The following is a 12,168-nucleotide window of genomic DNA, read 5'->3' as shown; positions in this document are numbered from 1 at the left end:
CCGGTGATCGATCCCCGCCTGCTGCGCACCGACCCCGACCGCGTCCGCGAGAGCCTGGCGGCCCGCGGTGAGTCCCCCGAACTGGTCGACGCACTGCTCACCGCCGACGAGTCGCGCCGCTCCTCGATCGCGGCGTACGAGCAGCTGCGCGCCGAGCAGAAGGGCCTCGGCAAGCAGGTCGCGAAGGCCCAGGGCGAGGAGAAGCAGCAGCTGCTGGCCCGCACCAAGGAGCTCTCCGGCCAGGTCAAGCAGGCTGAGGCCGCCAGCAACCAGGCCGACGCCGACTTCACCGAACAGTTGAAGGCGCTGCCCAACCTGGTGTTCGACGAGGTGCCGCGCGGCGGCGAGGACGACTTCGTGGTGCTGGAGGAGATCGGTACGCCGCGGGATTTCGCCGCCGAGGGGTTCGAACCGCGGGATCACCTGGAGCTGGGTGAGCTGCTCGGGGCGATCGACATGGAGCGCGGCGCGAAGGTGTCCGGGTCGCGGTTCTATTTCCTCACCGGCCAGGGCGCGCAGCTGGAGCTGGCGCTGCTCAACCTGGCGATGGCCAAGGCGACCGAGTGGGGGTTCACTCCGATCATCCCGCCCGCGCTGGTCCGGCCGTCGTCGATGGACGGCACCGGCTATCTGGGCCAGGGCTCGGGCGATGACGTCTATCACCTGCCGGCCGACGATCTCTATCTGGTCGGCACCTCCGAGGTCGCACTGGCGGCGTACCACTCCGATGAGATCCTGGACGCTGACACGCTGCCGCGCCGCTATGTCGGCTATTCGCCGTGCTTCCGCCGTGAGGCCGGATCCTATGGCAAAGACACCCGGGGGATCTTTCGGGTGCACTGGTTCGACAAGGTAGAGATGTTCGTGCACTGCGCGCTCGAGGACGCCGAGGCGATGCACCAGCAGTTGCTGGCCTATGAGAAGGACTTCATCTCCGCCCTCGAGCTGCCGTTCCGGGTGATCGACGTGGCCTCGGGAGATCTGGGGCTGTCGGCGGCGCGCAAGTTCGACTGCGAGGCGTGGCTGCCGACCCAGCAGAAATACCGGGAGATCACCTCGACCTCCAACACCACCGACTTCCAGGCCCGCCGGCTCGGCATCCGCGGGCGCTTCGCCGACGGCGTACGCCCGGTTGCCACCCTGAACGGGACGCTGTGCGCGATGACCCGGATGATCATCATGGTGCTGGAGAACCACCAGCAGGCGGATGGGTCGGTACGCCTGCCCGAGGTGCTGCGGCCCTACTTCGGCGGACGCGCCGAGCTGACTCCGGCCGCGGGCGTACGCCGGTGAGCTGGCAGCCGCGACTCGTCGCCCTGGACATCGACGGCACCGTTGTCGACCACGCCGGGGTGCTGCCGGACTCGGTGCGCGAGGCCGTGCAGCGGGTGCTGGCCGCCGGCGTACCGGTGGTGCTGTCGACCGGCCGCAGCTGGCACGCCACCCGACCGGTGTTCGACGCACTGGGGCTGCCGCCGGGTTATGCGGTGAGCTCCAACGGGGCGGTGGTGGTGCACTATCCGCCGGTGGAGGTGATCCGGCAGGTCACCTTCGACCCGGCCGATGTGGTCAGCAAGGTCTGCCGGTTGGCGCCCGAGGCGCTGATCGCGACCGAGGTGGTGGGCCAGGGCTATCGGGCCTCCGGAGCCTTCCCCGTTGGTGACCTGGACGGGGAGGTCATCATCGAGACCCCCGAGCAGCTGGGGGCGGAGCCGGTGACCCGCGTGATCGTCCGCGACCCGGGCCGCTCCGACCAGGACTTCCTGGATCTCGCCGAACAGCTCGGTCTGCACGGGGTGAGCTATTTCATCGGGTATTCGGCGTGGCTGGACATCGCACCCGAGGGCGTGCACAAGGCGACCGGGCTGGCCGAGGTGTGTTCGCGGCTCGGGGTCGACCGCGCCGACGTGCTGGCGATGGGTGACGGCCGCAACGACATCGAGATGCTCCGCTGGGCCGGCCGCGGGGTCGCCCTGGGCGATGCCCCGCCGGAAGTGCAGCGGGCGGCCGACGCAGTCACCGGACTGTTCGCCGACGACGGCACGCCGGCCGAGCTGGCCCGCTGGTTCTGATTCCTGGTCGTCGGGCCCTGGGTGGCTGGGGTTCGCCCGCACAATTGCGGTCCCATGGCGAGCGGTGCGGCGCAGGCCCGCATCCTGTCGTTCCGGCTGTTTCGTGACACCGGAGTTCTGCGGCGCGGAGTTGGGTGCCGCGCATCCCGGTGGCTGAGAAAGTGGCGGGCCCCGCCGATGTGGATCGGCGGGGCCCGTAGGCGGGGTGCGGCGCGCTCAGGCGACGCGGCGGGCGGCGGGGATGCCGCGGGTGACCTCGCGATAGGCGGTCATCACCTCGGCCATCGTGGGGACCCGCTTCTTCTCGGCCGGGGCCTGCTGGGCGGCCTCGTTGCGGTGGCGACGCAGGTGGCGCTTCACCGTGGACAGGGAGCAGCCGAGGCGGTGGGCCAGCGTCTCCAGGCTCTCGTGCGGGTTGGCGTTGCGCAACCGGACGACCTCGTCGTGGTCGACCTGGCGGTGCCGGGCGGTGACCCCGGCGAGGGTGTCGAAGTCCTCCGGGGTCACGGTGATGCCCAGCCGGGCGCGGATCTCGGAGCGCTGGCGGGCGGTGGTGCCAGCGACGAAGCCGCTCACGTCGTACTTCACCGCGGCGTTGTAGAGGCACTGGGTCATGATCGGGCATTCGACGCACAGGTTCTCGGCCTTGCGCGTCATCATCATGTGCTGGCGACGCTGGTCGGCAGGGGCGGAGGCGGTCGGCGGCTCCTCCAGCAGCGGGTGCTGGTAGAGGTCTGCGTTCTCCAAGCAACCCTGGGTGGCGGTCTCGATCATGGTGCTGGCCATCTCTCTCCCCAATCTGTGGTGCGTGTCGGTAAGACCGACGCTCCGAGCTGGGACCAGGGTTCCCCCTGATTTACCCCGATGTGCGAACTCTCATCCGCACACCCATCTTCGCAAACCGAAATCTTGCGAGGGGGGTTCGGGGTAGGCAGCGCTACCAGAGTTGTTCTGAGTAGTCGCACAAGCAAATCAGGGTGGCGATACTCAGGGAAGATGGGTATGCGTACTCAGTAACCCCGCAGCGGTGCGGGTCAGAGCCTGATTGACGTCAAAACTAAACCAGCTGAGGGTTACCTGAGGCACTCTGAGTGGCCGGGCGGGCCATTCAGCGAACCGTGGGGCCGCCCAGCGATCTCGGGAGGGGTCGCTCGGTGGCAGGTGGGTTCGCTGGATCGCCGCCGGGCTGCAGTCGGGCCGCCGCCGGGCCGCCGTCGGGCACCGATCAGAGGTACATCCCGGGGCCGGGTCCCTGCTGCGGCCCCGGTTGCTGCTGTCCCTGCTCGGGGTGTACGCCGGGCGGCAGGGCGCGGCGCATCTGCTCCAACTGGGCGCGCGCCGCCATCTGCTGGGCGAAGATCGCGGTCTGGATGCCCTGGAACAGCCCCTCCAGCCAGCCGACCAGCTGCGCCTGGGCGACCCGCAGCTCGGCGTCGCTCGGCGTGGCACCCTCGCCGAACGGTTCGGTGATCCGCTCCAGCTCCTCGGCGAGCTTGGGATCGAGCCCCGACTTCAGCTCCTCGATCGAGGTGGCGTACGCCTCCCCGAGCCGCCGCCGCGACGGGTCGTCCAGCGGCGCGGCCTTGATCTCGTCGAGCAGTTTCTGGGTCATGGTGGCGATCCGCATCACCTTGTCCGGCTGCGGGACCATGCTGGTCACCGAGCTCGCGTCCGCCTCGGCCGACTCCACCGCCATCGACTGTGGCGACACCACATAGACCCGGCCGTCGTCGGTCTGCCCGGCCACGACCCGCCCGGCCTGGGACTGCTCTTCGCTCTGGTTCGGCTGCTCGGGACGCTGATCGCTCATCCGGTGAGTCTAGGCGCCCGGGACCTCGAGTCGATATGGCCCCTCCCCGCTCACCTCGACCCCGTGGCCCCACTGCTCCCGGGCCACGGCGACGATCTGGTCCAGGCTGCGCGGAGCGTTGGCCGTGCGACACAGCAGACCGGCCAGCCGGCCGCGGTTGTGTTTGGCGTTGTGGCTGGCCCCGCGGACGCTGACCTGCACCCAGCGTTCGGCGGGCGGGCGCCAGGCGCTGGCGTACGCCGCGGAGCGGCAGTCGACGAACCAGCCGCCGCTGCTCAGCACCCCCGCGAGCTGCTCGGACCAGAAGCTGGCGAGTCGGCCGAGCCCGGGCAGTGCCGCCCCCATCGACAACCGATAGGGGGCGACCCGGTCGTTCAGCCGCAGCACCCCATAGAGCCCCGAGAACACCAGCACCCGCTGCTGCGCCCGCCGCCGGTCGGCCGATTCCATCCCGGCCAGGTCGAGCGCGTCGAACAGCACCCCCGAATAGAGGTCAGCGGCCCGCACCGACGGCGCGGTCTCCAGCTGGAGGTTGCGCGTCAGCTCCTCGGTCTTCCCCTCCGGTACGCCGAGGGCGCGGCCCGCGGCGGGGGAGTCACCCAGCTCGATCAGCGCATCGGCGACCTGCTGTCGGGCCCAGGTCAGCGCCGGGAAGCTGAGGCTGTCCCAGTCCATCGGGCGGCCGCGCCGGGACGGGGTCTTCGACTCCGAGGGAGGCAGCAGGATCAGCACCGACTCAGCATAGGGAAACCAGGCGGCCTGGGGGATCAGCCGGCTCTCCGCGGCCTCCGGTACGCCCAGCGCGCCAGCGGCCAGGCCAGGGCGACCAGCACGGCCGCCGCGCCGCCGGCGAGGAACCCCGCCGGCCAGCCCGCCTGGTCGATCGCCAGCCCGATCGTCGGCGCGGTGAGCGCGCCCCCGGCGGTGATCATCGACCCGTGCCAGCCGAACGCCTCGCCCCGGAACCGCGGTGGTACCAGCACCGACAACGCGGTCGTGGTCGCCACGAATGACGGCGCGCAGAACAGCCCGGCCAGGGCCAGTAGCAGCATCATCGACACCGGTCCCGAGGACAGCGCGACCAGCACCGTGGTCACGCCGAGTCCGAGCAGCGGCAGCCAAGTGGCGAACGTCCGCCCGCTGGCGCCGAACAGCAGCCCGCCGACCGCTGAGCCGAGGCCCCACACCGCCAGCGCCCAGCCGATCGCCCACCCGCTGTCCAGGGCGCGCATGCCGGCGACCACGGCCAGGTCGGTCGCGGTCACCGCAACGATCGTGGCCACGGTGGCGATGAAGATCGCCAGCACCGGTACCGACAGCCAGCGGGTGGCTGGTGCCGCGTCGGTGTCGCCCTCCCCGCCCTCGGAGTGCAGGGGCGGGTTGACGATGAACAGCACCAGCCCGCCGAGCACGATCAGCAGCTGGAAGATCATCAGCGTCCAGGTGGTGCCCCAGTGGGTGCCGGCGAACACCGCCGCCGCCGGGCCGATCATGAACCCGATCTCGGCCAGCACCGAGTCCAGTGCCATCGCGCTGTTGCGGGTCGGGCCGGTGGTGGCGCCGGCGATCGCCTGGCGGACCAGCGAGAACGCTGGCACGGTGAACAACCCGGAGATCACCACGAGAACCAGCAGCGGCCAATAGCCGACCCACGGTGCGATCACCCAGCACACCGGCATCACCAACAGCGACGGCAGCAGGGTGCGGCGCAGGCCGAACCGGTCCAGCAGCCGCCCGCGCCACGGCCCGGCGATGCCGGTGGCCAGGGTGGCCGCCATTGCGATCACCCCCGCGGCGGTGTAGCGCGGGTCGAGCCGGTCGACCACGTGCAGGGTGAGCAGCACCGAGGCGCCGAACATCGGGGCCCGGCAGAGCATCCCGATCAGTACCACCTGGCGGACCGTGGGGATGGCCCACACCTCCGCATAACGCCTCACCGGCCAGAGACTAGCCGCGTCCTCCGACGGTCCGTGAACGGAATTCGGGCAGGTGGGCCGCCACTTCGGCCAGCAGGTCCGGGTCGCCGCGGTACGGGTCGCTCGACCGCGGCCAGTGGATCACCGCGTCGGTGAACCCGAGCTCGGCCGCCCGGTGCAGCTGCTCGAGGCAGAACTCCTTGCCCTGCAGCGAGAACCGCGGTGCCGAGTCGAGGTTGAGATAGCGGTCCACCTCGCCGCCACCGAGGTCGTCGAACCGGTCCACCAGCCCGGCGACCCCGCGCCACCAGCTGTCCACGTCGTCAGCTGGTACGCCTGTCGTCGCCCAGGCCGCGTGGTGGCGTACCGCGACCTGCATCCCGCGCGGACCGTTGGCCGCCACCACCAACCGCAGCGGCTGGGCCGCCTGCCCGAACAGGTTGCGATAGCCGCGCACCGTGTAGTGCCGGCCCTCATGATCCACCGGATCCTCGGTCAGCGCCCGCTGCAGCACGTGGACGAACTCTGCGAACCGGCTGGTTCGCTGGCCGCGGGTGAGTTGCTCGCCGAGCATCCTGGCGTCCGGTTCGCCGCCGGAGCCGACCGCGCAGATCATCCGATCGGGGCCGGCCACGTCGGCCAGGCTGACCAGGTCGCGGGCGAAGGTGACCGGGTGTCGATAGTTGGGCGAGGCGACCCAGGTGCCGAGCGGAATCCGCTCGGTCACCATCGCCGCCGCCGTCAGCGTGACGATCGTGCTCTGCCACGGGTGTTGCGGCAGCCCACCCCAGACCAGGTGGTCATAGGTCCAGGCGTGGTCGAAACCGAGTTGCTCGACCATCCGCCACCGGGGCGCCGCCTCGGCCCAGGCGTATTCGGGCAGGAGGCACACTCCGACCCTCATCGGACACCCCCGACCAGGCCACGGTGCATGGGGACCGGCAGCGGAATCGGTGGGCGCGCCGCGGTCCCGGGGGAGGTGAGCGCCGGCAGCGCGACCGTGATCGGGGTGGCCCACTCACCGGGTGCGGTCATCAGCACCCGCTGCGCCTCGGCCAGGCCGGCTCCGATCCGGACCGTGCCCCCGGTCCCGCCGGTGACCGGCCGCTCGGCGGTCAGCTGGCTCAACGCATCGTCCTCGGCGTACGCCGACGCCAACAGCCAGTAATCGCCCGGTGGGATGTCGCGAAACGCGAACAGGTCAGTGTCGCGCAGGTGCGACCCGCAGACCGGGCGGCCGCGGGCGGCGCGCTCGGTGAACAGCCCCACATAGATCAGCGGGTTCGGCCCGATCAGGGCGCGAGCGGCCGCGGTGAACTCGATCCGCCCCTCGACCCGGCCACCGTCGCGCGTCGTCCCGGGCACGTGGCCCGGCTGCGCCGGGTTGTCGGAGAGCCGCTCGGGCAGCTGCCGGAACTCCCTGGGCCCCACCCCGACCTCGGCGGTGAACCGGCGGGTGAAGGTGCCCAGGCTGGAGAAGCCGACCTCCATGCACACGTCGGTGACCGAGGCGTCGGAGGTGAGCAGCAGTCGCCGGGCGTGCAGAAACCGTCGCGCCGCCAGCCACTGCATCGGCGCCAGCCCGACGGCCTCCTTGAACCGGCGTGCCAGGTGGAACTGGCTGTAGCCCACCGCGCCCGCCACCTCGGCCAGGGTGAGCGGCTCGGTGTGGTGCTGCTCGATCAGGCGCAGGGCGGAGACGACCTCGGGGCGGGCGGACATGTCAGCTCACATCGTCAGCACGAGCTTGCCGCGGTGCTCGCCCGAGTCGAAGTATTCGTGCGCCGCGGCCACCTCGTCGAGCGCGAACCGCCGGGTCGGCGCGGTGCTGATGCTGCCGTCGGCGATCATCGGCCAGACCCGCTCGACCACGCCGGTGCAGATTGCCGCCTTCTGCTCCGCCGGGCGGGAGCGCAGCGAGGTGGCGATCACCTGGCCGCGCTTGGCGAGCAGCGCGCCGAGGTTGAGCTCGCCCTTGCGCCCGCCCATCAGCCCGATCACGGTCAGCCGGCCGTCGGGCCGCAGCGCCGTCAGGTTGGCGTCCAGATATTTGGCGCCCATGTTGTCCAGGATCACGTCGACCCCGCCGGCCTCCTGCACCGCAGCCGGCCAGTCGTCGTGATAGTCGAGGGCGTGGTCGGCGCCCAGCTCACGGCAGAACTGCAGCTTCTCCGCCGAGCCCGCGGTGGTGAACACGGTGCAGCCGAGCGCCTTGGCGTACTGGATGGCGAAGCTGCCGATGCCGCCGGCGCCGCCGTGCACCAGGTAGGCGTCGCCGGCGCTCAGGTGGGCGATCTCGGCGTTCGACTGCACGGTTGCGGCGACCTCCAGCACCCCGGCCGCGGTGATCGGGTCGACCCCGGGTGGTGGCGGCACCAGCTGACCGGCCGGCACGGCGACGTATTCGGCGTACCCCCCGCCGGAGAGCAGGGCCAGGCACTCCATCCCCACCGACCAGCCGTCCACCCCGTCGCCGAGCGCGGCGACGGTGCCGGACACCTCGAGCCCAATGATCTCCGACTCGCCGGGCGGCGGGGGATAGTGGCCGAGTCGCTGCATCACGTCGGCGCGGTTGATCCCGGCGGCGGTCACCTTCACCAGCACCTGGCCCGGCCCGGGCCGAGGGGTGTCCAGCTCGCCGACGCGCAACACCTCGGGCCCACCGGCTCCCTCCGCGAGCACGGCGCGCATCCGTTCGGGAACGGCAGCAGAAGTCATGGCGACCACGATAGAGGGCGACTCTGACAGCGGTCATCGGGCCGGAGCACTACCATGGCGAGAGTGCCCGGGATCGGGCGCTGGCGAGATCGCATAGTGGACTAGTGCAGCCGCCTTGAAAGCGGCCGAGCGGGCGACCGTTCCGTGGGTTCGAATCCCACTCTCGCCGCGGCTCAGCGCCGGCTGGCCTCCAGCCGCCGCACGATCTCGGCGGTCAACGCCTCCATTTCCGGCGACTCGTCGCCGACCGGAGAGATAACGTGCTGCACCCGCTCGTCGCGGTCGAGGAAACTGATCCGCCGTCCCGAGTCAGAGGTCCCCACGCGGACCGTGTCCGCCCACGTGCCGTGGCGTACGCCTCCGGGGGTGCGAAAGCTGTAACCGGTCGGGGTCAGCTCCGCGCGGACCCGCATCCGGACCACCGCGGCCACCCCGGCGGCGAACAGCACCAGGCCGAGCACCAGCACCAGCCCGCCCAGGGCCAGCGCCACCACGGGCCACTGCTGCGCGGAACCGGTCACCACCAGCACCGCCCCCACCACGATCAGCACCGCTGCGATGCCGAACGCGCGCACCGGCGGGGCCGGCCTGAGCACGTGCACACTGACCGCGTCGTCCATCACTGCTCCCAGGGGGGTACGGGGGGTTGCTTCTCGGCGATCTCCGGCTTGTACGCGCAGGAGAACGCCAGGTCCTCCGGCGGTGCCGGCGGTGGGCCAGGGGCCGGGGTCGGCGGTGGCGCGGTGGTGGGCCCGGAGCCCCGGGTCGGGGCCTGCGTGGTGGGCGGCGCGGGAGCGGGCGGCTGGCTGGGGGCCGGCTGACCGCTCGGCTGACCAGGGCCAGTGGGCTGCCCCGAACTCGGAGCCGCCGGGGTCGGGGTCGGCGTGGCCGGGGGTGTGATCGCCGCGGCCACCCGGGCGCGTACCTTCGCGAAGTCGGGGTTGGAGGAGAAGAACCCCTCCTCACCGTTTTTGAACACGATGCTGCGCGTCTTCCCCTGCTGGACCCGCAGCGACAGGTCGACGATGGCCGGCAGGATCTCCTGCGGCAGGTCGGTGATCACGACCTCCTTGCCCTCGCGGGCGACCGCCTCATAGCGGACGAGCATGTTGGCGGGGTTGGCCTGGCGGATCACCGCGTCGATCACGCAGCGCTGCCGGTCCATCCGCTGGAAGTCGTCCGAGCCATAGCGCCCCCGGGCGTACCAGGCCGCCTCGGCGCCGTTCAGGTGCTGGTTCGGTCCCGGCCGCAGCGCCCCCACCGGCTTGATCCCCGCATCGGTCTGGCCGCCGATCGCCACCCACGTGTTGATGTTGACCGTCACCCCGCCGAGCGCGTCGATCAGCTTGTTGAACCCGCCCAGCTGGATCAGCACGAAGTAGTCGATCTTCAGCCCGGTGCCCTCGCCGACGGCGAGCTTGAGCGCGTCGGCGCCCAGGTTGTCGGTCGGGCCGAGGACGTCGGCCGGTACGTTCTGGGGGACGTTCTCATAGATCTCGTTCAGCATGAACTCGAGATCGTTGCCATCCCCCTCGGTGAACCCGTCCGGATAGTACTGGTGCAGCGGGGAGTCGACGGGGAACGGCATCCTGGCAGTGTTGCGCGGCAGCGACACCAGCACTGTGTCACCGGTGCGGGTGTCGATGCTGGCCACGATCACCGTGTCGGTGCGGGTGCCGGTGCGGTCGCGGCCGGCGTCCCCGCCGAGCAGCAGGATGTTCACCCGCGGCTTGTTCCGCCACGGATCGCCCTTCTCCAGCCGCGGCGCGGTACCGGAGCGGATGTCGTCCCCGCGCTTGAACACCGTGTCCACCAGGCGGGTCTGGTCGAACGAATAGCGGGCGGCCACCGCCAGCGGCGCGGTGATGGTGAGGCAGAGCAGGCCGACCAGCGCCGAGCCGAGTCCGCGCTGGGCCGGGCTCAGGCGGCGCGGCCGCAGCCGCAGGTGGGTGATCACGATCAGCGCGGCCCACCCCAACGCGACCAGCGGCAGGATCACCACCAGCGCCTTGAGCAGGGTGGTGTTCAGCCCCAGGGCGAGCAACGATCCGCGATCGGCGAGCGCCCAGATGCCGAGCACCGCGAGCAGCACGGCGAAGGCGCCGAAGATCACCCAGCCGATCAGGCGTACGCCTCCGCGGACCAGTCCCAGCCCGGGCAGATAGGTGCCGATCGCGGTCCACAGCGCGCTCCGACGAAAGGCGTAGGCCCGGAACGCCTCTCGATTGGCGGGACTGCTCACGTGGGTTACGACCTCTCTGCGGGACCGGGTTGCATCGTACCCGTCGGATTGCTGCACCGGTGCCGACCGAGTACGCTTTGTCCTCGGTCGCCCTGTGCGACCATGGAGGCGTCGCCTAGTCCGGTCTATGGCGCCCGCCTGCTAAGCGGGTTTGGGGCTTAAACCCCATCGCGGGTTCAAATCCCGCCGCCTCCGCCACCGCAGTTCGTCGACTCAGGGGTCGGGCCCACAAGGTCCGGCTCCCGGGCGGCGCATTGGTGAAGGCCAGCGCTGGCCGGTCCGTCAGCCATCGGCGGAACCTTCGATCAAGTCCGATCGACCGCGCCCGGCGGTCGAAGAATGCGAGATCTCACATGATGTCCTCCGTCCCCCTTCGTACCCGTCTGTGGGCCGAATTCCTCGGCACCTTCTGGTTGGTCTTTGGCGGCTGCGGCAGCGCAGTGCTGGCGGCCAAGGTACTCACCGACGATGCCAACAAGACCCAGCTGGGCATCGGATTCCTCGGCGTCGCCCTCGCCTTCGGCCTCACCGTGCTGACCGGGGCGTACGCCCTGGGGCACCTCTCCGGTGGCCACTTCAACCCGGCCGTCACCCTGGGTGTCTTCGCCGCCAGGCGGATCGAGGCCAAGGCCGTGCTGCCGTACATCATCACCCAGGTCATCGGCGGTATCGCTGCGGGCGCCCTGCTCTATCTGATCGCCTCCGGCAAGGACGGGTTCAAGATCGACGGCAGCAGCGCCGGCTCCTTCGCCACCAACGGTTTCGGTGAGCTCTCGCCCGGCGGCTATTCGCTGCTCGCCTGCCTGGTGCTGGAGATCGTGCTCACCGCAGTCTTCCTGTGGGTAATCCTGGGGGCCACCGACTCCCGCGCCCCGCAGGGCTTCGGCCCGATCGCGATCGGTCTGGCGCTCACCCTGATCCACCTGATCTCGATCCCGGTCACCAATACCTCGGTCAACCCGGCCCGCTCGCTGGGCGTCGCCGTGTTCAACCCGGCCGCGCTGGGCCAGGTGTGGCTGTTCTGGGTCGCCCCGATCATCGGCGCGGTGATCGCCGGGGTGAGCTACCGGTTCCTGACCAGCGAGCCGGCCGCCGACGCCATCGCCACCACCGAGACCGCCAGCAGCCACTGATTTCCGGGTAGCCCGCGCCGGGGCTCGCACCTCCTGGGCGCGGGCCCCGGTTTGTGTCTGGGTGCACCCGCCGCGCGACGGCGTACCACCTGGCTCACTGAGCAGTAGCTGGTCGACGTCGTGTGGACGCTGAACGCCCCAGAGGTGCACGACAGGCTGGTACGCCGCTGCGGCTGGACCGCTGCGGCGTACCAAGCCTGGCTCGAACAGCAGCTGCTCGCCTGCTGGGCACCCGAACGCTGACCATCCGCCAACGCGACCACGAGCTCTGCCCGGG

The 12,168-nt window shown here is 70.9% G+C and carries 13 protein-coding genes and 2 tRNA genes; 6 read left to right on the top strand and 9 right to left on the bottom strand.

The features are described from left to right. The first annotated feature begins 3 nt into the window (after positions 1-3). Both serS and CGZ93_RS00510 read left to right on the top strand, forming a co-directional pair. On the top strand, positions 4-1,293 hold the full coding sequence (gene serS / locus CGZ93_RS00515; protein WP_094362196.1) for a serine--tRNA ligase: 1,290 nt from the start codon (positions 4-6) through the stop codon (positions 1,291-1,293). Next, a complete protein-coding gene (locus tag CGZ93_RS00510) occupies positions 1,290-2,072 on the top strand; it encodes an HAD family hydrolase (RefSeq protein WP_094362195.1) in 783 nt (260 codons plus the stop codon). Before serS ends, CGZ93_RS00510 begins: the two co-directional genes overlap by 4 nt. Before the next feature lie 216 nt (positions 2,073-2,288). Here the strand turns inward: CGZ93_RS00510 and CGZ93_RS00505 are convergent, their stop codons facing one another. From CGZ93_RS00505 to CGZ93_RS00475, 7 genes are all read right to left on the bottom strand, one after another. Continuing rightward, the gene (locus CGZ93_RS00505) at positions 2,289-2,858 is read right to left on the bottom strand and encodes a WhiB family transcriptional regulator (protein ID WP_094362194.1); all 570 of its coding nucleotides are present in this window, start codon (positions 2,856-2,858) and stop codon (positions 2,289-2,291) included. A gap of 439 nt (positions 2,859-3,297) precedes the next feature. After that, positions 3,298-3,882, bottom strand: coding sequence for a bacterial proteasome activator family protein (locus CGZ93_RS00500; RefSeq protein ID WP_171196364.1), 585 nt, complete (start codon positions 3,880-3,882; stop codon positions 3,298-3,300). A 9-nt stretch (positions 3,883-3,891) separates the two neighbouring features. Next, entirely contained in the window at positions 3,892-4,614 is a 723-nt protein-coding gene (locus CGZ93_RS18625; protein WP_176451569.1) for a YaaA family protein, read from the bottom strand. Between the two features lie 35 nt (positions 4,615-4,649). After that, the gene (locus CGZ93_RS00490) at positions 4,650-5,819 is read right to left on the bottom strand and encodes an MFS transporter (protein WP_141211014.1); all 1,170 of its coding nucleotides are present in this window, start codon (positions 5,817-5,819) and stop codon (positions 4,650-4,652) included. Between the two features lie 10 nt (positions 5,820-5,829). Then, positions 5,830-6,702: an LLM class flavin-dependent oxidoreductase gene (locus CGZ93_RS00485; RefSeq protein WP_094362191.1), complete on the bottom strand. Its 873-nt coding sequence runs from the start codon at positions 6,700-6,702 to the stop codon at positions 5,830-5,832. Then, positions 6,699-7,520: a helix-turn-helix transcriptional regulator gene (locus CGZ93_RS00480; RefSeq protein ID WP_094362190.1), complete on the bottom strand. Its 822-nt coding sequence runs from the start codon at positions 7,518-7,520 to the stop codon at positions 6,699-6,701. The genes CGZ93_RS00485 and CGZ93_RS00480 overlap by 4 nt, the downstream gene beginning before the upstream one ends. A gap of 6 nt (positions 7,521-7,526) precedes the next feature. Further along, a complete protein-coding gene (locus tag CGZ93_RS00475) occupies positions 7,527-8,516 on the bottom strand; it encodes an NAD(P)H-quinone oxidoreductase (protein ID WP_229117099.1) in 990 nt (329 codons plus the stop codon). A gap of 82 nt (positions 8,517-8,598) precedes the next feature. Between CGZ93_RS00475 and CGZ93_RS00470 the strand changes: the two genes are divergently transcribed. Next, positions 8,599-8,685: transfer RNA gene (locus CGZ93_RS00470), tRNA-Ser, on the top strand. A gap of 4 nt (positions 8,686-8,689) precedes the next feature. On the opposite strand, the gene CGZ93_RS00465 is transcribed toward CGZ93_RS00470, so the two are convergent. Next, entirely contained in the window at positions 8,690-9,136 is a 447-nt protein-coding gene (locus CGZ93_RS00465; RefSeq protein ID WP_094362188.1) for a hypothetical protein, read from the bottom strand. Further along, positions 9,136-10,758 (bottom strand): LCP family protein, encoded by a 1,623-nt coding sequence (locus tag CGZ93_RS00460; protein WP_176451568.1) that lies wholly within the window; start codon positions 10,756-10,758, stop codon positions 9,136-9,138. The genes CGZ93_RS00465 and CGZ93_RS00460 overlap by 1 nt, the downstream gene beginning before the upstream one ends. Before the next feature lie 104 nt (positions 10,759-10,862). Between CGZ93_RS00460 and CGZ93_RS00455 the strand changes: the two genes are divergently transcribed. The 3 genes from CGZ93_RS00455 to CGZ93_RS19675 all read left to right on the top strand — a co-directional run bounded on the left by CGZ93_RS00455 (position 10,863) and on the right by CGZ93_RS19675 (position 12,134). Further along, positions 10,863-10,956, top strand: a tRNA-Ser gene (locus CGZ93_RS00455). Between the two features lie 158 nt (positions 10,957-11,114). Then, entirely contained in the window at positions 11,115-11,891 is a 777-nt protein-coding gene (gene aqpZ / locus CGZ93_RS00450; RefSeq protein WP_094362557.1) for an aquaporin Z, read from the top strand. A 120-nt stretch (positions 11,892-12,011) separates the two neighbouring features. Beyond that, a complete protein-coding gene (locus CGZ93_RS19675; protein WP_267489699.1) occupies positions 12,012-12,134 on the top strand; it encodes a hypothetical protein in 123 nt (40 codons plus the stop codon). The last annotated feature ends 34 nt before the right edge of the window (positions 12,135-12,168 follow it).

This window comes from Enemella dayhoffiae (assembly GCF_002250625.1).
In the GTDB taxonomy this organism is placed as follows: Bacteria; Actinomycetota; Actinomycetes; order Propionibacteriales; family Propionibacteriaceae; genus Enemella; species Enemella dayhoffiae.
Note: the sequence above shows the minus strand (reverse complement) of the source record. Positions and strands in the feature narration are given on the sequence as shown.